This is a genomic window from uncultured Dokdonia sp. (genome assembly GCF_947492815.1).
In the GTDB taxonomy this organism is placed as follows: Bacteria; Bacteroidota; Bacteroidia; order Flavobacteriales; family Flavobacteriaceae; genus Dokdonia.
In genome coordinates, this window is sequence record NZ_CANLOB010000022.1 from 73,481 (window position 1) to 94,790 (window position 21,310).

The 21,310-nt window shown below is 29.3% G+C and carries 23 protein-coding genes; all 23 read right to left on the reverse strand.

Annotated features, from left to right (window positions below; translation table 11 throughout):
- Positions 1–266 precede the first annotated feature (266 nt).
- A complete protein-coding gene (locus tag Q1A01_RS17595; protein WP_299683599.1) occupies positions 267–1,100 on the reverse strand; it encodes a hypothetical protein in 834 nt (277 codons plus the stop codon).
- A 206-nt stretch (positions 1,101–1,306) separates the two neighbouring features.
- Positions 1,307–1,543, reverse strand: coding sequence for a hypothetical protein (locus Q1A01_RS17600; RefSeq protein WP_299683601.1), 237 nt, complete (start codon positions 1,541–1,543; stop codon positions 1,307–1,309).
- Between the two features lie 64 nt (positions 1,544–1,607).
- Complete coding sequence (locus tag Q1A01_RS17605; RefSeq protein ID WP_299683602.1) at positions 1,608–2,192, reverse strand: hypothetical protein; 585 nt, start codon at positions 2,190–2,192, stop codon at positions 1,608–1,610.
- 182 nt (positions 2,193–2,374) lie between these two features.
- Positions 2,375–3,553 (reverse strand): DUF6438 domain-containing protein, encoded by a 1,179-nt coding sequence (locus Q1A01_RS17610; RefSeq protein ID WP_299683604.1) that lies wholly within the window; start codon positions 3,551–3,553, stop codon positions 2,375–2,377.
- Between the two features lie 172 nt (positions 3,554–3,725).
- The gene (locus tag Q1A01_RS17615; RefSeq protein ID WP_299683606.1) at positions 3,726–3,914 is read right to left on the reverse strand and encodes a hypothetical protein; all 189 of its coding nucleotides are present in this window, start codon (positions 3,912–3,914) and stop codon (positions 3,726–3,728) included.
- A 58-nt stretch (positions 3,915–3,972) separates the two neighbouring features.
- Positions 3,973–4,179, reverse strand: coding sequence for a hypothetical protein (locus Q1A01_RS17620; protein ID WP_299683608.1), 207 nt, complete (start codon positions 4,177–4,179; stop codon positions 3,973–3,975).
- Between the two features lie 215 nt (positions 4,180–4,394).
- Positions 4,395–4,925 (reverse strand): GNAT family N-acetyltransferase, encoded by a 531-nt coding sequence (locus Q1A01_RS17625; protein WP_299683609.1) that lies wholly within the window; start codon positions 4,923–4,925, stop codon positions 4,395–4,397.
- Between the two features lie 255 nt (positions 4,926–5,180).
- On the reverse strand, positions 5,181–5,954 hold the full coding sequence (locus tag Q1A01_RS17630; RefSeq protein WP_299683611.1) for a hypothetical protein: 774 nt from the start codon (positions 5,952–5,954) through the stop codon (positions 5,181–5,183).
- Positions 5,955–6,128: 174 nt separating this feature from the next.
- The gene (locus Q1A01_RS17635; protein ID WP_299683613.1) at positions 6,129–6,518 is read right to left on the reverse strand and encodes a hypothetical protein; all 390 of its coding nucleotides are present in this window, start codon (positions 6,516–6,518) and stop codon (positions 6,129–6,131) included.
- A gap of 82 nt (positions 6,519–6,600) precedes the next feature.
- A complete protein-coding gene (locus tag Q1A01_RS17640; protein ID WP_299683615.1) occupies positions 6,601–7,470 on the reverse strand; it encodes an AraC family transcriptional regulator in 870 nt (289 codons plus the stop codon).
- Between the two features lie 199 nt (positions 7,471–7,669).
- Positions 7,670–8,434 carry a hypothetical protein gene (locus Q1A01_RS17645; RefSeq protein WP_299683617.1) on the reverse strand — a complete coding sequence of 255 codons (765 nt, stop codon included), beginning with the start codon at positions 8,432–8,434 and terminating at the stop codon, positions 7,670–7,672.
- A gap of 153 nt (positions 8,435–8,587) precedes the next feature.
- Positions 8,588–9,985, reverse strand: coding sequence for a hypothetical protein (locus Q1A01_RS17650; protein ID WP_299683618.1), 1,398 nt, complete (start codon positions 9,983–9,985; stop codon positions 8,588–8,590).
- Between the two features lie 645 nt (positions 9,986–10,630).
- Positions 10,631–11,437 carry a hypothetical protein gene (locus tag Q1A01_RS17655; protein WP_299683619.1) on the reverse strand — a complete coding sequence of 269 codons (807 nt, stop codon included), beginning with the start codon at positions 11,435–11,437 and terminating at the stop codon, positions 10,631–10,633.
- Positions 11,438–11,624: 187 nt separating this feature from the next.
- Entirely contained in the window at positions 11,625–11,960 is a 336-nt protein-coding gene (locus Q1A01_RS17660; protein WP_299683620.1) for a hypothetical protein, read from the reverse strand.
- Between the two features lie 209 nt (positions 11,961–12,169).
- Positions 12,170–13,378, reverse strand: coding sequence for a WG repeat-containing protein (locus Q1A01_RS17665; protein ID WP_299683621.1), 1,209 nt, complete (start codon positions 13,376–13,378; stop codon positions 12,170–12,172).
- A gap of 160 nt (positions 13,379–13,538) precedes the next feature.
- Complete coding sequence (locus Q1A01_RS17670; protein ID WP_299683622.1) at positions 13,539–14,723, reverse strand: YHYH protein; 1,185 nt, start codon at positions 14,721–14,723, stop codon at positions 13,539–13,541.
- A gap of 288 nt (positions 14,724–15,011) precedes the next feature.
- Positions 15,012–16,070 carry a methylated-DNA--[protein]-cysteine S-methyltransferase gene (locus tag Q1A01_RS17675; RefSeq protein WP_299683623.1) on the reverse strand — a complete coding sequence of 353 codons (1,059 nt, stop codon included), beginning with the start codon at positions 16,068–16,070 and terminating at the stop codon, positions 15,012–15,014.
- Positions 16,071–16,826, reverse strand: coding sequence for an isocitrate lyase/phosphoenolpyruvate mutase family protein (locus Q1A01_RS17680; RefSeq protein WP_299683624.1), 756 nt, complete (start codon positions 16,824–16,826; stop codon positions 16,071–16,073).
- 2 nt (positions 16,827–16,828) lie between these two features.
- Positions 16,829–17,335, reverse strand: a complete 507-nt coding sequence (locus Q1A01_RS17685) for a hypothetical protein (protein WP_299683625.1) — start codon at positions 17,333–17,335, stop codon at positions 16,829–16,831.
- Positions 17,336–17,511: 176 nt separating this feature from the next.
- Entirely contained in the window at positions 17,512–18,066 is a 555-nt protein-coding gene (locus Q1A01_RS17690) for a hypothetical protein (RefSeq protein ID WP_299683626.1), read from the reverse strand.
- On the reverse strand, positions 18,056–18,535 hold the full coding sequence (locus Q1A01_RS17695) for a hypothetical protein (RefSeq protein WP_299683627.1): 480 nt from the start codon (positions 18,533–18,535) through the stop codon (positions 18,056–18,058). The genes Q1A01_RS17690 and Q1A01_RS17695 overlap by 11 nt, the downstream gene beginning before the upstream one ends.
- A gap of 132 nt (positions 18,536–18,667) precedes the next feature.
- Entirely contained in the window at positions 18,668–19,780 is a 1,113-nt protein-coding gene (locus Q1A01_RS17700; RefSeq protein ID WP_299683628.1) for a hypothetical protein, read from the reverse strand.
- 226 nt (positions 19,781–20,006) lie between these two features.
- Positions 20,007–21,053 (reverse strand): hypothetical protein, encoded by a 1,047-nt coding sequence (locus tag Q1A01_RS17705; protein ID WP_299683629.1) that lies wholly within the window; start codon positions 21,051–21,053, stop codon positions 20,007–20,009.
- Positions 21,054–21,310: the final 257 nt, after the last annotated feature.

The window sequence follows — 21,310 nt, forward strand, 5'->3', positions numbered from 1 at the left end:
TTCTAGTAATTCCTTATTTTTTTTTGATATAATGATTTTTTACAGAGTATTGATCAGTTTTTTACCCTTAAGATCTATAATTTTTATGTTTCGAAAACTTTAGCCAGAACTAGTGATCATTGATTTTATGTAACATTTCGTATAAAATTGTTATGTGGTTTGACATCTAATTTAACAAAAGTTGACAAGTAAGAGAGAAATTCGAAGGAGTTTCGGAAGTAGACAAATACTAACAATTAATGATACAGGTTGTTAGCAAATATTTTTTAATTAGAATATTTTGGTTCTATCCATTTTTTATAAATAAAAAAATCGATTAATGGCAGACAGATAATAATGAGTAATATAGCTAATTGAGATATAACCAAAGATGTATATTGATTGTATAATAAAGAATCAAACCATGCTATTAATTTATCTTTTATTGCTTGTTCAATATCCTTATGTCCTACATCTAATAAGAAGTCCATTCCAGTACTAAACTCTTCATACGATAATGATTCGTCAATATTAACATGGGCTTTTGCTCCAGCGGCATTTAGCATACCATAGACAGATATTTTGTAAATATCATCTCCATACTTACCGATTAGAAAGTTTGCTAATTTATTTTTATTATCATCGATGACAGAATATCCTGTATTATATTCTGTTGCTGTTATTTTTAGATATTCTTCTAAAGCATTAGAACTATCTTTAACCTCTCGCGCTGATTGTTGTAATTTACTAATATATTCATTTTTACTTTCCTCTGATTCAAAAGATAGTTTAAGAATATTGTTATAAACACTAGAGATGATAGCCTCACTCTCGTGATCTAAAACCTTGTATACACCTGTAATAAAACCAATATTTCCAAAAAGAAATAGAAAACCAATAATAAGCACAGGAATATATAGTTTTGTTGCCCAGTTGTAATATTTCTGTTTTCTTTTTAAAACTTTTTTCTTGTGTAGTATAATTACATAAAAGATTGATATAATTAGTCCAAGAAATAAAAAAATAATGGTGTTAAAAATTAGGGTTCCTGTTTGAGGTAGCACAATGTTTTTAATGATATCCCAAATTACACTCCATTCTATACTATCAAAATTCTCCATTTATATATTCCTAATTAATGTATTTGAATCGAAAATACTTGCATTATAGTTTACGCATTTTTTTGTAGATGGAGATGTGTTTTTCACAATTTGAAATCAATTCTGCAAAATCGGGTCTAGATTTCTCATATTTGAAAAAGGCATTTTGTAATCGTTCTTGCAAAGAACTTTCTACTTGCAGTGAATTAGCAATTTCTCTAAAGCTATTAAACACCTCTTTTTAGATCTTTTTCCGTGTACTCATTTGATTTAAATAGTGTTACTGGTCTGTATCGTGAATCTTCTATACTCGCTTCTTCTAAGATACCTATTACATCCAAATAGATTTGGCTCCACTCACCTTTTTGTTTATCGTACCCACTACTAATAGTAACTTCAAGAACCTTTAATGGTGACTTATATTTTGATAGTTGCGTTTTAAAGAATTTTATATTGATGGGCATAAGTAATTTTATTAAATAAATATTTAGCCAACTTATAGATTTGGGACGTATTCTTTTTACGTACTTAAATTGAAGAGCTATTTTTCTTCCAAAGTTCAATATCTTCTGCAGATATTGGAGGAATGTATAGTCTCCAAGGTATGCCATTTATACTTGCCCATTTTAATTCTGAGTTACCTTCGATGAAAGATTTAGTTATAAGTCCATTCAATACTTCATTTTGGTTTTTTGATTCAAGATTAAATTTTGATTGCTCCTTTAATGCATTATTTAATAATGATATATCTCGTTTGATCCATTGATTTGGTCTGCAATCATCTCTTCTTTTTAAGTAACTAGCATATGACTGGGTCGTATAAGCTTGATGAAAACCTCTACTGAGAATCAAATGACAGTTATCTAATTCTTGAAAAGGTTCGAAATTAATGATTGTCTTTATTGAGGGAGTCCGTAATATATTTTCTTGAAAGGTGATGTAAATTTCTTTCCATAAATTCATCAGCTCATAATTTTTAAACTCTAGTAGCCAAGAGCCGCAACGAATTAGAGTAGGGACGTGTTCATCTGAGATTAAAAATTGAGTATACATTTCATTATAGAAGGGATCAGACTGAAACGTAGATAGTTCTTTTAACTCTTGTATCTTCATTTAAATGTTTAAATAATGTTATACCGAACTTAATGAAATAATCTTTTTAACCAAATTTTAGTTGAAAAAGTGATGTGTTTTTCAAGTATCTGCATTTGGCATGCTTTATTTAACTGCTGTTGAATTAGCGCTTAAACACTAAAACCTGTATTATCTATATAACCATTACTACCACCAGTTTTTTAATCGTATTTCGTTTTATTTTTAAAATCAGTTTCTTTAAAATTATTTTTGATAAAGTCATATCCTAAATCGTATGTTATTGATTTTTGACCTTCAAATGAAAATCTAAAAAGTTTCCCATCAGATTCAATCTTATCAATTTTATATTGATGTTTTCTATTTTCGTTTGGGTCAGGTCCCCAATATGTATAATTTTCTCTGAATCCAATAGAATATTTAGGTTTAAATTCCTTATTTACGATTTTGGACTTTTTAATTTCTGTCCATAAAAAGAAGCTCTCAGATTTTTCTAATCGCAATAACTTCGAATCTTTTTCGAAAGTATAGTAATGTAACTTTGGGTAAAAAGGGGCATCATTTACTAAGCTATCTAGCTCTATTTGTGTATGTAGATTTTCGATTGGAACATAAGCCCAAATTAATTCTTTGGGAGCTGCTTTTCCATAATCGTGAATTGTTTTAACTATTTGACCATTTTTTACAAAGGTTGTTGTAATACTTTCATCATCTGTATGATCAACTACATACTCACTTTCTAAACTATCAATATTTGCTTTTTCAAACTTTGAAAATATGTAGTTAGTATTAATATTATCAATTATGGATTCGTAAAACCCTAATGGTTTTACATAACCTTCTCCTTGAAAATATATTTTATTTTTATTATTAATTGAAATATCTATTATTGGACAAGAGCCATAACAACCTGTACTTGAGAATATAATTTGGTCAAATAAATTGCTTCTTTTTTCTGTTATTCTTTTAAGTTTAATGAAGGTCGAGTCATTTATTCTAAGAACTAAAGTATCAGTTAATTGTTCTTTAATTTCCCATTTAAACTCCCAGTTTTGATTAAATAGATTTAAAATAAAAATACTGTCATTTTTAACTTTATAATCAGTAAACGTTCCTTTATAATTTAGATGTCGTTCTCTTGTAATTGTATCTTGCTCATATCTTTTAAATCCGTTAAACAATTCAATTTTCTCTTTTGAGAATCCAATACCAAAAGGTCTATCAAATCTTGGAGATGGTGGCGATGATAAAAAATCATCAGAATTAGTTTTTTCTATTTCGCTCCACTCTCCAATTAGATTCTTTGCAGAGTTTTTATTGTCGGTTTTACATCCTACGACCCATAGAATAAAAAAAAGGTATATGAATTTCAGTTTCTGCATTATTTACAATTGGCGCCAAGGTGTTTTGCATGTTTAGGCATATGTTTCAGTAATTAAATTATCTAAATACAAACCGAATAGAAAATCCATATGGATTTTTGTAAGTAAGTAAGGGATAGCAATAAATTATACACGTTGTTCTATACAGTATTTTTTAGAATTCTATTTTGTGTCATTCACTATCTAAAGAAGCAAAAAATGTGTCAAAGTCTTCTTCTTCATATTCATTCAATATTATTTTTTCATCTAATAACTTTTGAACCATTTCATAAAGATATCCAGTATAATTAACTTCAAATTTAACACTTACATCTGGGCTATTAAAAATATCTTCTCCATTAAAATTTGGCATAACACTCATCTTGTTATTTCCAAGAAAAAGGATTTGTATGTGAGGTTCTTTATCTAAACCATAGTTTCTATTCCTTGATAAGATGAAAGTCGTCAATGCCAGTCCAGCTCTTATTTTTTTCATCTAGCCCTAAATCTTGCATTTGTTTAATCAAACGTAAAGCATCTTTACCACTTGAACTCGAACTTTCAATAAAGGAACTATAAAATTCTTCAATAGAATTCCAGCTTTCAATAAAGTCTATTTTATGACAATCTTTTTTAGATTTTTTCATTCTTGTTTTTGCGTAGTAATATTGTGTACAACGGTGAATATATGCATTCGGGCGAGCGGAAACTCAAGGAATTTCGAGTAGGGCACGAGTGCATATATTTTGTTTGATGCTAACTTAATTCAAACCAGCGACTAATCAAAATTATATGCATGGCTTAGCAAAAAGGAATCATGCATTAACTCAAAAAGATTATTTCACATGATGTATATATAGTGTTAGCAACTGCTATTAATAGTTTTTCTGTTTTCAATCTCTATTCTATCTAGCTCAAATCCTAATTTTTTATATGTAGGAAGTGCATTAGGATGATCTAGCTCACAGGTGTTGAGTTGTACCCATTGTGGGGAATCATTCCAAGCTCTATTTATAACTTTACTCAAGAAATCTTTGCCCAATCCTTTCCCTAGAAAATCAGGTAATAATCCAAAGTATAAAATTTCGATGTATTTACTTCCTCTTATAAACTCAGCAAATCCGGCTATTTTATCAAATATTGAATAAATATAAATCTCAGATTTATCAGAGTTAATAGTTTTGTATAGCTCAGAATCATCTAAAGATAGTCTATCAAACCAATTATATTTTTCGCCGATTGTTTTGTAATAAAATAGATAATCATTTATATCTACTGGTTTATCTAACTTGAATAGTTTAGAATCCTGCTCAATTGATGAATCAAAGATACTAGGCCTAGATAGCATTTTTAAATAGTAAACCTTAGTTTTTACTTCTATTATATTATTCATCAAGTTTATTCATTATTTGGTGCTTAGTTGTTGCTAACGGTCTTATGTATGAAACGTAGCTTACAAAAAGATATTAACTTTTCGGATTAACACAGAGCCGAATTTTTATATTTTGTTTTTATTTTTTCTCTTTTTAAATGCCAAAAATGACCATTTCGCTATCGTGTAATATTCTATTTGGAGGACTCTCTAAATATACACAAGCCTTTTGGTTAAGCATTTATTAGCTATTTTTTATAACCGTGTTAGTCAAAGTTATTTTTTATACTCATAGTAAATGGTGTTCTGTATTTCCTTTGTCTCATAATCCTTAATAATTTCCTTTTCCAATAAACCATTGTCGTAATAATAATAATAAGTTTCATTCATAAACTGTGCCTCGTCAACGATTTTGATTTTACCTAAAATAGTTTTTTTATACTCAAGATGTGGAAATTGAACCAATTTGAATAATTTATCATTTTTATATTCATAAATGGTCTTTTTTACACTTCCTTCGTATTTAAAGTAAAGACATTCAGTTAGAAAACGATTTTTATTAAATGAATATCTTACTTTGTCAGGTTCATCTAAATGAGTAATATAATTTAATGTTTTTTTATCATTCCATTCGTGCTTTATTCTAAATTCTTCTCCATCTGAATGATAAACAATACGTTCAAACAACAAATAATCACCAGAATATTCTGATTCAGTTGTATAAATTTTAATCTCTTTGTTTTCTCTAATGTTTATTAAAGTTTCTTTTATTTCCTTGCCATTTGAACATGTAATTTGTTTAATCGAATCAAAAACTTTGTGTGATATAGAATCTTCAAACAAGTAAAACTTAATAATATATTCATTATCATTTATATAGTCATATTCTGAGATAATTCGATTTACATGGTCAGTGATTTTTAAAACTTTTCCTTGTTTGTAAATATATTCCTTACATACAAATCTTTCTCCATTATTATTTTCGAAGATTGTTAGTTTATTGAAATCAAGAGGTGCTTTTAGAGAGTCAAAATGTCCTTTAAATATCATTCGCTTTTAATCTTGGCAACGTGTTTGTATATGAAAAGTAGCATATTTTAAATAAGATACTTTTCCAATAGAGGAAAGATAATAAAAAAGCGCAAACCAAATGGCTCGCGCTAATACTGCTATTTTTTATATACGTCGTTAGGCACAGTTTTTATTTCCTTATGCCAATTCCGTTTAGTTTTTGAAAACAGAGTAAATTCTAATTTCCGGGTTGCTTTCCAAAAATGGCTTTAATTCACTAACAACATCATTTTCAAATAGTTTTGTTGTTAAATAAGCTTTTGCTTCGTCTTCGGATTCAAATCCGTGAAGAACTTGTACATCTTCTGTTCTAATTAAAAGCTCTTTAGAAGTCGCTCCATTTATTTGTTTTAAAAATGGCTGCTTATACTTTAAATACACTCCTGCAGCACTTCCGCGATTTTCAGATTTTATGTCTAAAGTAATTTCTAAATAAGTATTTGTTTCTTTTGTGTCCATTATAGTCATTGATGTTAAAGTTAATAATGATACTGCTGCAAATACAGACAATATTCCGATTGATAATTTTCTTTTGATATTCATTGTTTTTATTTTTTGTTACAATACAAAAGTATGTTCAATCAGAATTTTGTGAAATGGACAAAAGCGACTAAAGTAGGTGAAATTAGGAAATTGATTTTCTGAATTCAGCTGGTGAGCAATTAACCTGCTTTTTGAAGAATTTGGTAAAATAGTAAGGGTCGTTGAAACCCAAATCAAAAGCAATTTGATTTATATATGAATTGGAATGTGTTAATTTTCTTTTAGCTTCAAGGATAATTCTATCTGAAATGTTTTGAGATACGGTTGTTCCAATTTCTGACTTGACAATTGAATTCAGTGTTTTGGTAGAAATTGATAGCTCTTTGGCAAAGTCAGATACAGACCACTTTTTGTGAAAATTATTTTCCAAAAGGTCTCGGAATTTAAGATAATTACTATTATCATGTTTTTTATTAGCCTCAGCATTTTTCCTTTTTTCTCGTTCAATTACTAATAGCATTGATTTTAATAAGTTTGAAAGTATATCGCTATTTCCAAATTCATTAGTATTTGTTACTTCATCCTCAATTTGAGATAAATAGTTTATTAGTTTATGCTCAAGATTTTTTGGTGTTTGGAAATACGGTTCTTGTTTATTATTGAAAATTGAATAGGTAAGGAAAAAATTAATATCAGTTTCATTGCTCAAAAGAAATGATTCGTTGAAATGAATTAAATATCCACGATAGTCAGAACGTTTTTCAAAATAATGAATTTGATTCTTTGCTACAAAGAATATTCTGTCTTCTTTTATTTGATAGCTCTCAAAATCAATAATGTGGCTTCCTTTATTGTTTTTAAACCAAATTAATTGGTAAAAGCTGTGAGAATGAGGTTTTGAAGAATGTTCGGAATTCAATTTCTGATATTCTTTTAAATCATAAATATCAAACTGCCGTTTTTTAGGTTCGTTTTTTAGAAAATGATATGTTTTGATTTCCTCTTTTTTCATTAAGTTTTGAATGTTTCTTCAAATTGTGCCTAACGGTCTTGTGTATGGCTCGTTGCGTGCAAATTAGCGATTATTTTTTGGTTGAGCTACAAGCCAGATTTTAAATTTTACTATTTATCTTTTTCGTTGGAAGTCGTCAAATTTTTAAATTTGACGACTTCCGAAAACGCCAAAACCTTAGTGTTATTAAAGACTTGCGCTATTTTTTATATACATTATTGTGCAACGTACTATCATGCAATATTCTCAGAAACTGCTCTGATTTATTCTTGATTTCAGCTATCATTTTTGGTCTTTTATCACTTTCTCTTAAAGTCCAATATTTATTTAAATTCCATCCCATTTTCCTTCCATCTCTTGTTCCAATTTGCGAAATAAATCCCCAAAACCATAAATCATCCCAAACCTCAATATCTTTTCCACTATAATTTTCTTTGATGACTTTATTGACATTTTTAAAGTTCCAACTTTTAGGGTTAATTTCCTTAAAAATAGCAATAATAACTGCATCAACAGGTAAATAAAATGAATCGTTATTCTCTAAATCAGTTGGTGCATCATTCCATATTTTCAATTCAGTCGGATATTCATTATTATGTAAATGAAAAATAGTCTTTGCAAATAGGGCAGAAGTCTTGTCTCCCCATCCATTTTGGTTTTTCATTCCGTTAAAAAGTCCACTATAATTGGCCATTTCAGTTCCGTTTGATTTAATAACAGACATAAACCCTGAAAACGAATTCAGCAGTTCAGTATTCATATAGATTTTTTTATAAAATTCCGCTAAGTTGTCAATTTTAGGTTGACTTTGCGTATTTGCAATATGATATAAAAGTGAAACTACTTTTTCGGTTTTACTGTTTTGAGGTTTCACAATTCCTGAATAGTATCTGGTTTGTAATTCCTTGTTGTAAATCCGATTGTCAATTAAAAATTCAAATATATTTTTTAGCGACTTTTTCAAATGTTAATTACGGTTTTCAAGTATGTTGCATAACGTGTTTGTATATGGTTTGTTGCGTGTTTTAAAAACTTAATTTAGAAAATACAAAACTAATAGAAAATCCGCGAGGATTTTCGTAAGCACGCCTGCATTAGCAATTAATTTTATACGGTGTTAGCTACCGTATTTATTCAACTTTTCTTTTAATTCAATTTCACTTATTGGTTTCACTTCAACAATTTCTTCTTCGTTTTCTCCAATAACGATAACTTTCTCACCGAAAATAAGTCCGTTATTATCAAATCCGATTGATATGATTATTGCTTTTTCTCCTTTTGGTAATTTGTTGTAACCATCTTCATTTTTCGTAAACCAATATTCATTTGTTGTTTTTTCTATTCCACTTAAAATGACATTTCTTTCTTCTAAAATCAGGCTTGTGAAATTTGACTTTCCTTTAGTCTTTACAGCTAATTTAGTTGGAATTGCCTTTGGGTCTTCGTAAAAGAAATCTACATTAATCCATCCAAAGTTTATTGCGTCATAGGTTAAAAGAACATTATTCAATTCCTTGAGTTTTGTTGTGTCAATTATTAGATTTGAGTCAATTTTAGTTAATTTTTGGGATGCGAATTTTTTGTGTAATTCAATTGTCCAATGTCCGTGTTCTTTAGCTCGTTTTAATATTGACTCGTGAGCTTCTTTTTGCATTTTCGTTCTAGGACCTCCATATAGTCCTGGAGGAATATTATTTAAATGGTAATTAACTCTTTCTGTTGAATCTTTGATAAAATATTGAACAGTTAACTCGTCAATTTCCCAAAGGTTCTTATCAAGATTATTTATGTAAATATTTAAAACATCTTTCCAACAAGTTGTACTAAATCTATCTGAAAATTCTTTTGTAGCTAAAATTGTATTTTCAAAATCAGTTATGTTCCCAAAATAATTGTAATCCATGTATTTTAAAGTATCTGTAGTAATACCATAATATTCAGAACATTCGGTTAAAAAACGATTTTTACTTATAAATTTTATTGGATATGGCGTTAAAGATTTTGAAGGCTCTTCAATTATGTCCCAATTGATTAATCCATTTTCATCTCTGTTTCCTAAAAATATTTTTGCATCTTCTTTAATACCTTTTTGAGGAATTTGTAATCTTATAGATCTCCCAGTTGCTATTTTTAATTCATTCCCGTTTTCATCATTGGCAGATAGAAAAACCATTCCTAACGATTCAAGAATTTTATCGTTATGCATAGTTTGTAAATTAGAAGCTATAAAGTCTGATTTAGTAAAGTTTTCTTTAATTTCTATATAAACGTTTTTGGAAACAACATTACCATTTTGGTCTACAATTGAATTTTCTGGAATAATTAGAATTGTTCCACTTTTTCCAACTATTGTATTCGGTTGAGATGGATTAATTTCAAATTTCTGACTTTTATTGATGGATTCTAAAGCATTTATTAATTCAGTTGGAATATTCCCGAATTCTTGATTTATTTCTTTTTCTTTTGCACAACTTAAGAATGAGCAAACTATCAAATAGAAAAGAATTTTATTCATATGTTTGTTTATATGGTAGCTAACGTCCAATGTATAAAGCATGCAGGGCATTCGGTTGGCTTTCATTGGTTTTGGTATTTATTATTGCATGTGTAAGTTAGTATTTTCTTTTGGATTAGGTCGCCCTGCGTTGAGCTTTTGGAATGCCTTGTGTGCTTTATACTGGGGTGTTGTCTGTTGCTTTCGGATCCCCTTTTTTAGTTAGTATGCAATGTTCTTATTTTAGGCATTTCACATATTGGTCGTTGATGGTCAATTAGCGGTGTGGGAATAAAATTGATGCTCTTACCTTGTATAAATTGTCTACGTATTTTGTTTTTCGAATTATCTAATAGCTCTCAGATTTGATTTAATTAGAAAGTTGTAGTTTGCTTATATCTTTAATTTTCTGATATTACTTTTATTTTTTTATTTCATATAACACTGCGGCCGAAGGTAATTAACCATCAACGGACTTGTGTATGAAACGTAGTGTGTAAAAAGACACTAATTTTTCGGATTAACACAGAGCTGAATTTTTATATTTTGTTTTTAATTTTTCTCTTTTTAAATTCCAAATTAAAAATTTGGCAGACTTCCTAAATATACACAAACCTTTCGGTTTAGGACTTATTAGCTATGTTTTATACACCGTGTTGCGAACAGTTATTTTTTTAGTTCTTCTAATTTTTTAATTTCCCAATCTTTGTCATCATAAAACTTTTTATTCTTATCGTCCCAATCAGTAAAATTTCCCGAATTCAAGGTTTTATGTTGCTCCAAAATGACTTTTTTAATTTCTTTTGGCACAATTACTAAAATATCGAATCTAACCAAACTCTTAAGCTGTAAAAGACTGATGTATGAATTTTTGTCAATTAAAGAAGCTGAGTTTAAATCTAAATGTTTAAGATTTTTAAGCTTTTCATATGGTTTCAAACTTTTAAGTCTCAAATTTTTTGGAGCAAAAGTATCTCCATTTAATGAAAGTCCAATTAGAGAAGTTATTTCTCTAATTTTTTCATAATTCTCAACTTTAAAAGAGTTTTCAATTCTTAAATGAGTCAGTTTAATTTTTGCAATCGGCGAAATGTCTTTAAGTTGTGTGAATCTTTCCAATTCTAACCTTTTGAGTTTTGTCAGTTTTAAAATTGGATTTAAGTTAGTCGCTTTTGAACTATCAATTCTTAAGTCCGTAAGATTCTGTAAGTCACAAAAAATATCAAGAAACTCTTGACTAATTCCACAAGTGATAGAAATCCGCTTTACTTTATTCAAGCTTGGGATTATTTTAATCCATTCGTTTTTTACTCGTTCTTTTTCTTTTTTTGTAGCAACGTGCCATTGAAAAGACAAACTTCCAATTCGAATATTTTCAGAGTTTATTTTCGGATTATCATACTGCTGTATATTCTCATAATCGAAAATATGTTCTGGTGAGAAAAATTGGTGATTTTTATATCTGTCGTTCATTCTAATTGTTGGCAACGTTTAATATATGTGTCGTAGCAGGGCGAAATGTTACCTTGCTTTTCGATTTTTCTGCGCATTGGTTGCTAACTTTTACTTTCTGCAAGTATTGCGCCTTACCAAAAATACAAGAACCATTCGATTTATCACTTAGCTGCTATGCCACATATATGTTGTTGGTAAACGTTTTTTATTTTTTATCAAATTCCGTCCAGAACAGTTCAAGTTTGTCATTAAAATTCCCATTCCTCATATTCATTTCTGCAATCTTTGAGCTATAATCAGAGTAATTTTTCATTTCTAATTCAGTAACTAGAATTTCGTCTACTGTCTTTATTCCGCTTTCCCAATTTTTGTCAGTTAAAAAAATCACATACAGTTTTTCAAATGGATATTCAGATTTTAATCCGTTTATAATCCATTTTTCCTCAATCCACCAGGGAACAGATTCTCCGTTATGTAATTCGGTAATTTCGAATCTTCTTTTTCCAAACCCTTTTAGTAAATCCTTTTTGTACTGTTTCATTTAATGTTTTGCCAACGTTAAATATATGGCAAGTTGGGAAGAAAATAAGCGATTATTCTCGGTTTAGCCACAAGCCAAATCTTTTGTATTTTGTTTTAATTTTTCTCTTTTAATACCAAATCAAAAGATTTGGCGACTTTGCAAATGGACGACGACCTTTCGATTAAGTACTTTTCCCCTATTTTTTTATACATTGTTACCACACGTTTTTATTCCGTTGGTGTGATTTTTTCTCCATTTTTATTTAGATAATAAATTCCGCCGGCAAAATGAGGTGCGCCATAATATTCTATTAATTTTCCTTGAAACCCTAAATAGCAATGCATTTCTGTTTCTATTAATATTTTACCTTTGATATCAATTAAGGCATCAATAAAATAATCATTAGCAAATTCAAATTCTTGTTCATTAATTACAACACCACAAACTCCGTTTTTAAAGTTGTCAACTTTAAAATAATTAGGCTCAAGTACAAAAGCTCCTGTTTGGTCTATAAAACCCCATTTTTTTCCATCAATCGATACACCTGCAAAGCCTTCAGAAAAATGGTTGACTTTTTTGAACTGAGGTTTAATTACAACTTTATTTTCTTTATTAATAAATCCATACAAGTTATTATTCTGATAACTTGCAAGGCCTTCATAAAACAATGATACATTTCTTAAAGGAGCTTTTGGTAGAGCGTCTAATGAATCTATATTTAATTTAAGTATTTCATCAAATTCTCGTCTTCTATCTTTTTCGTAAATAAAATCAATTACTAAATTTCCATTCACATCAACAAAACCCCATTTCTCAACATTTTTAACTCTAAAAAGACCTTCACGGTATCCATCAATAAGATTAAATTTCTCACCGATTTGTCTGCCTAAACTATCAATAATGAAGAATCCATCTTTATAATATGTTGAATAACCATTACTAAATGGTCTTAGTCTTGCCACGGGAAAATTTTCAAGCTTTTCTCCTTTAGTATTTATGAAATAAGAACCTTTAAGCCGTTTTTCACTAACAACTGCATAACCACTTTCAAAACTACCGATACCACCATTCCAGGTTTTACCAAATTCATTTATTCCTTTTTTATTAATAAACCAATGTTCTTCAAAGCTTGATATTCTAGCAAATCCATTACTAAATTTAGTTTCTGGAAAGTTATCTTTGATATCAAATACTTTATTTCCTATTGTATCTATAAAAATCCATTTGTAGCCTTTCTCTATAACCTCTTTAGAAACGTAACAAAGTCCCTCGTTAAAATCTCCAACTCTCAAATATTCAGCTTTGATTTTAATATTCCCCGTTTCATCCATAAATCCGAACTTGCCATTTTCAGCACGGAATTTATAAAGTCCATTTCTTTGTCCATAGCAATTGCACGAAACTAAAATTAGAAGTAATATTATTGTTGTTCTCAAAGTTTTTTTCAAATGTGTTACAACGGTCTCGGCTATGAGTAGTTACGTGGTTTAGCACTTAACCTTGCAAGCACACACCAAGCTAAAAATCCGCGAGGATTTTCAGAAGTAGGCGAGAACAAGCAATTACTTATAGCCATTGTTGTGTATAGTGTTTTTTCTACTCCTTTACTTCTGTGTAGCCAGATAATCCGTGTAAGCATTTTATAACCTGATTCCCTCCAGGTTCTCCAGCGTGATAATGATATCCTCTTACATCATCGAAATGTCCACCACATTCATCTAAATCGGTTGGTTTATTTCCGTTTTTGTCTGTCAATCCATAAATTCCAAATCCGTCAATAGCGTAACCAATTATTGATGAGTGTGAATCAGATTGAGCGATTTCTTTTGTTGAGCCAGTAACTGCATGGTAATGATAACCTCCATGAGGATTTACGTGTCCTCCATGGTCATCCAATGGTGCAATCGTATGAGCTGCTAATATTGCGTGTGTTGGTGCAGGTGGGTCGTACTTAACACCATTAAATGCAATACCTATACCACCCCTTCCAAAACTTTGAGTGGTTTTTAAATATTTTGGTGTTACCGGAATTACAAAAGTTGTTACTTGGTCCTTGAAATATTCTGGCAAGCATTCCACACAATAGTTTTGATATTCTTCATCTACTTCTGGTTTTGCTGCTGCAATACAGCCTTCTTTTGTATCAGTCACTTTTACAGTTCCATCTTCTCTGTATAATTTCCATTTATCATCGCTGTAGAACTCGTCTAAATTGGCAATGAAATGTCCTGAAACATCATAAACTTTATCATCTTTAAACCATATTCCAGCTTTTTCCATTCCATCTTCAATATGTCTAGGACACCAAGGTCCCATTTGATGTTCAGTTGCTTGAGAATTTGTTTTTATAACATAGCAAAGTGTTTCAATTCCATTTAATTCAACCATTTGTTTTTGAATTCCTCCAATTATGTTTTCTGAAATAAAGAAATCGGTATTAACATCGACTACTTTAATGGAAGTGTCAATTTCACTCGATAAATCTTTGTTTGCATTTGTTCCTCGTGGTGGTCTATTCGGTTGATTTTTTTCTACTTGATTAAGTTCTTCTAAAGTTAAAAAGCCGTCATCGTCTTTATCTATATTACTAAAATCTTCTGCGATTGGTCCTTTTACTTCATTTATTGATAATTTCTCATCTTCGTTGTCGTCCATTTCTGAAATTAATTGTGCAGAAGAAGGTTTTTCTCCATTTGATTTTTGCCGTTCTTTTTTTTCTTTATTTTCTTTACAAGAAATCAAGGTTAAAAGAGTAAATATTAATAATAAAGTGTATCTCATTTTATGATTTAGTTTGATTAGCTTTTAGACTTATTTACTTAGTAAACGTTTAATATAATCCGTGATTTTTATTAACTTCTCGATGTTTTTCAACATTATACACAACGTTAAGTATAAGAAACATAGGGCAGGTGATAAACACTTTCGTTTACATTAATTACTTAGTTAAGTATAAATATTTTGCTTTTACCTTTTTTACTATAAACGCCATATTTTATATTTAGTGGTCTTTGTAAATAAGCACAGAACTTTCGTTTAAGAATAAAGCCCTATGTTTTTTATACATTGTTATGCGCTAGCATTATTCCGTTCGTGTTCAATTAACCATTTTTTTCTTTCGATTCCTCCGCCATATCCTGTCATTTTCCCATCTTTTCCAATTACTCTATGACAAGGTACAATAATAGAAATTCTATTATAACCATTTGCAGATGCAACTGCTCTAATTGCTTTTGAATTATTTATCTTTTTGGCTTGCTCTTGATAAGTTGTTGTTGTTCCATATTCTATTTCTTGTAAGCACTTCCAAGCTGAATTTTGAAAATCGGTTCCAGGTGTTACAAGTTGTACCTCAAAACTCTTTCTTGTACCATCAAAATATTTCTTAATTTCTTTCTTTACTTGTTTGATATGTTCATTTTCACCTGAAATTATATTTGCGCTTAATAATTTTTGTAGATCTTTAAATTCTGTTTCAAGCATTCTTCTATCCACAAATTCAAGTAAACAAACTCCATTGTCAGTTGCACAAACAAACATTGGTCCTAATGGCGTTGTCAGACGATTTATAAGAATTAGATTTCCTCCTTTGCTTTGATTAGGTGATTTACCTATTAGTTTTTTAAAAGTATAACCAAATCCGCTTAATGATTCATAACCTGTATCAAAAGCAGTATCTGTAGTGTTTTTTCCGAGTTTTAGTTCTTGAAAGGCGTTGTTTATTCTATACATTCTTTGGTAGGCTTGAAAAGTCATACCATAATTCTTTTTAAACCATCTCCTTACGACTTCTGGACTAATTCCTTTTTGTCTTAATTGATAATCTGTTATTTTTACTTTAGGATTTTTTTTAATTAATTTGATTGCATTTTCGATTTGTTCTGGTGCTTGATTTGCATTTTCTGTTGGTTTACAAACCTTACAAGGTCTATAACCATTATCTAAAGCATCTTTAAACGTAGTGAAAAATTCAACGTTTTCTTTTTTGGGTTTACGTGCTCTGCAAGTAGCGATACAAAAAACCAATGTAGTTTTTACACCAACAAAAAAGATTCCAACAAAACTTTGTTTTCTTTCTAATAATGCTTGGTAATATGTTTCTATTTTTTTGTTGTCTGTTATAAGCATTTAAAAAATTGAGTTAAATGATTCTTTGTTTACTACTGTTTTTACTATTTGCTCAAATTCGTTGTACATTTTGTCAAAAAGGAAGTTCCCCATACTTATTCGTTTTACACCTAATTTTGTTAATGTCTCAAAATCTGGAAGATTAGGCATACACATTATATTAATTGGTAAATTCGTTGAATCAACAATTGTTTTGATGTCATTTTCTTTCTCAACACATGGTATGAAAATTCCATCTGCTCCAGCATTTTGATAAAGTTGAATTCTTTTTTTTGTTTCTTCAATTAAGTTTTCTTGAAGTAGGATAAATGTATCTGTTCGTACATTTAGAAAAATATCAATATTATCTTTTTCTAAATGTTCTTTTATTTCAGCTAATATTTGTGCAAAACTATTAGCATCTAATAAAATCCGTTTTTTATTAACCAAGCTATCTTCAATGTTGATTCCAACGACACCTAATTCAGCTAATCTTTTAATGTGGTTAGCTATTTCTTTTGGTTTACGACTATATCCCGATTCTAAATCTACTGACAACGGGAGATTTGTGTTAAGTGCAATTCGTTTTACGAAATATTCCATTTCGTAAAACTCCATTTCTTCTCCATCATTATATCCTAAAAGCTGAGCAATTGCTGAACTTGAAGTTCCGATTGCTTGGAAATTTAGTTTTTCGGCAGTTTTAGTACTTGGAACGTCCCAAACATTTCCGATTAATAATGGTTTCTCTTGATTATGTAAGTTTTTAAATTCCATTTTTAATTAAGGTTTAGTGATATATTTAAAATTGTTCTTGTATTCAAACTAATCGTTTTTTCATTGTATCCAGCTCCAACACATAAAGGAAATCCAATTGAACCCCATTTTAAACTGTAATTAAAAAAGAAGCATAAACCACTAGTATATGTAAATGAATTTGAAGTCAAAGATTGTTTTGGCACATAGGTTATCTCTCCAAACAAATTTGTGTTCAATTTCCAATTTCCGTTTAGTTCTTTTGTTTTTATTGTAGTTCCAAAAAACGTATAGAATCCGTAAACATCATTTTCATTTATGAATGTTGCCAATTCAATAAAACTCGATTTATACGAAAGTCCTAGTCCAATTGATACAGCTGGACTATATGATATGTCTTCTTGATTGAAGTTGTAATTTACGATCTGTGGTGTTCTTAAAAATACATTTGATTTCAGCTCTTGTCCGATTGCAATAATTGGTAGTAATATTACTAATAGAAGTAATAATGTGCTTTTTTGTAATTCCATAATACAAAGAAATGCCTAGGAATTTTGTTCAGCAACCGAAAAATTGACAAGTATTTTTTTGCTTGCACATAACGTTCCTTGTATGTTGCGTTTGCCTGCCGAAGGCGGCATATGCAATATACAAATTGTTGTGGTGTCGTTTTTAACTTTCTATTGATTAGTCAGTTATGCTTGATTTAGTGTTTTCTGTCCTCTGTCCTCAACAGTCTATACTCAAACATTCTTTCATTTCTTATTTGTCTAAATTCGTCAATTAAAAAAGTGAAAGCCTGATTTTTAAAAGTACAAGGCATTTTATCTAATCGCTTCTTTATTTCTTTCCTTTTAAAGTCTTTTGGGATTTTCCATTCTGTTCCGTTTTCTAACTCGATCTTTACGTATGTAAGTCTAAGTTTATCTAACATTTCTAATGTGGATCTATAATCATTTATCTTTTCTATCACTAGATCATATCGACCTCCTCTAAGGCCTATTTTAAATCCATACATCCATTTTTCTAAATCTAATGCACTTCCAGGTTGAAAATAATCAGTCGAATTTTTATCTACAATTATCCCATTATAAGCTCCAACTAATAAATCACTTGGATTAGGGATAGATTCTTTAAATGGTATATACCAAAGAGTATCTCTTTCTAAAATCTTGTCAAAATCTATTATATAGTCTTGATAAGTATCATTTCCTTTTAAGAAGGATTCTGTTATTAATATTGCTGAACTTTTATCTGTCATTTCTTATTTCTTGCCAAAGACTTCGAACGAATGGAGTAATTTCCCAGCAATAATTTAAATCTTCATTATCGAAGCAACTCCAATAATACAAAGTGTATTCGTGGATTGCTTTATCAGATAATAATCTAGTTTTTAACTCTGTCCAGTATTTTTTTAAATCGTATTCATTGTCCTGATCAGTTGTTGCCTGTATCATTATTTCCATCAATACAAACTTTTTATCTTCATCTATTAGTTTGTCATAATGTCGAATATATTTTTCTATTTCATTTGGCTTTGCAACTTCATATGACCAGTCCTGCATACAGTCATTATAAGGTAAATCTAATTCCACTGCTAGTTCAATGATTGCATTACCTGTTTCGCATCTAAATTTTGGTTCTTTTACTTTCATTACATCCAATGCACTACAACGGACTTGTGTATGAAACGTAGCGTGCAAAAAGACACTAACTTTTGTGATTGACACAGAGCCGAATTTTTATATTTTGTTTTTAATTTTCTCTTTTTAAAAGCCAAATTAAAAATTTGGTGGACTTTCTAAATATACAAATCTTTCGGTTAAGCACTTATTAGCTATTTTTTATACACCGTGTTAGGGCTAGTTATTTTCTATAATTGAAACTATTTCCTCAGGTTTAATATTTGGAATCTCAACAAGGTTTTCAAAATCAAAGTTAAGAGTGCTAATTTTTTTATCATTATTTTCATAATAAGAAACAAATATCAAATCACTAATTACATCTATAACATGTATTTTATTATGGCTAAATGAATCAATTATTTCTAAATCAGTATTAATTTTTTGAATTTCATCTTTTTTAATAACAATAAATTCAAAATCATTTATCCAGTAAGTATTGAAATTTTTAAAATCAAATGGGATTGATTTTTTCTTTGAATTTTTATAAATTCTTAATTCTTCAATGTTGTTTGTAAAGTCTTTATAAGTTTGAAGAATTACTCCTTTTCGATAACTTGAAAAGGATGTTAAAGGTTGTAAAGTTGTTTTAAATGTTTTATTTGTGCTAATATCAACATTAAATTTGGTCAGCCCACTTTCTCTATCAAATGTTATCACATCAAGAGATTTATCTTTATTTAAATGATACTCAATTTCCTCAAATGAAGAATTAGAAGTGTATAAAGTATCCACTTTTGAATTATTAAGTTCAACAGATATTAGAGACTTAATAGAGTTATCAAAACCAAATATCTTTTTGTTTGATGCCGATAAATACCAAGAATTAAAGTAGTCCGAAAATGATATGATTTCCCTAATAGAATCATTTTTAAGGTTGTATTCTAATATTTTACTGTAGTCAAATGTCCCTTCTATTTCATCGGCTCGATAAATTGACATGTACATCTTATTTTGATTGTTATCAAATTGAACAGGATAATAGGCACCAGAAGTATTATACTTTCCACCCATTAGTACGTCTTTGTACTTTCCAAAACTCAGGTTTCGTTTATTTGATTTTAGTTTATTTCCTTTTAAGTTATATTCATTCAGATTTATTCTATAATAATCTTTTTCATAATTATAATCATGTGTGATAATTATGAAGTTACTGTTATTCTCTTTATTGATATTTGAGACGTCAATTTTATTTGTTACTTCATTTTGCTCAATTACTTTATTCTTTGACGATTTCTTCTCATTACAGGAGAATAATGATAATAGAATTATAATTAATATCGAATTTCTCATGTTTTTTTAATTAGCCCTAACGGTCTTGTATATGAAAAGTAGCGCTGAAAATAAGCTGTTACTTTTAAGTTTAAACACAAGCCGAATTTTTAAATTTTACTATTTATCTTTTTACTTGGAAATCGTCAAATTTAAAAATTTAGCGACTTTCCAAATATGCCTTAACTTCGATTAAGCAACTGACCAGCTATAAGCTATATACGTTGTTCTACGCAATTTTTTTCGCTCAATATAATGTTGGGTCAGTTATATGAATTTCTTTTCCGCCAAAACTTAAATCTCTGTAAAACATATATTTTGGGTCGATAAAATCAATCCTTATTTCTCTAAAGGCTTTCTTTAAAATTCGTCTGCATTTTTGGTAATCCTTGTCAAACATACGTTCCCAAAATCCCATATCAACTTTCATATTTTTTAATCGTCCGTTCTTATTAAAAGTCAGTCGGTAATCATCAAAACAATCTAAATCTGCTGAATTTGGTATCAGTCTATTTAGTTCAAGTTCCAAATAATTGTCGATTATATCTTTTATGGTTTTTAAATAATCTCTCATTGGCTTATTTTTTTCGTGCCATTCAAGTTGTTTTTCGGATAGCTTATACATTGTTATCCAACCATCAATTTTATAAGATGCTCCTTTGGGTAGTTTATTTGTAAAATCATCAAATGATGCTTTCAATTCTAAAATATTCGCTACTGTATCTTTCAAGTTTTTAATATTAGTAACATATTTAATACTGTCATTCTGATTTTGTGGACAAGTATAAGTGCCACTTGAGATTTTATCTTTTAATTTATACTTGAATTTTATAGCTCCACAGTCCAGCCAGTTAAAATTCCATTTTGGTATCAAACTATCAGTTGGGATTTTATTAGTTTTTTCTTTTAAAATATATTGTCCAATTTTAGTCGCGCATGTATCTGCAATTTTAACTTTATTGAATACATAGTTAATCGGTTCCGCATTGTAACCATATTCTGTTTTTGCTTCTTTAGTTTCCTGTATAAAATTAACTATTTGACCAGAAAAATCTCCGTTATTTTCTTTATGCAAATCAATAATTTGTCCAGATTTAATATATCGGAAATGAAAATTGTATTTTGAGTTTTCTAAAGGCACAAGATCGAAATAATATTCGGCTTGTTTATATTCAGTTAGATAAGTCGAGCCAATATTTTCATTCAAGTCCTTTCGTTCAAATTGACTTTGAGATTTTCCCACATTACTTAAGAGAACAAAGAATAAAATTAGTAGTGATTTATAAAGGCTCATTTTTTCTATGATTAGTTTAATTCGAAACTAATTCATTATATTTTTCGTTTAAAACAAAATTTAGTTGATAGTCCTTTTCATTGAGTGCATTGCTTACTTGGGTTAGTTTAGTCAAATTGCGTAGAACGGCCTCGTATAACCGTTAGTTACGGGTTAGTATGCGTTAATTTTCGGTTTGGTACAGACTTTAGCAATTCCGAGTGGATTCGGACGTAGTCGAATCCGCCGTAATTGCAGTTATACATTGTTGTGGTGTC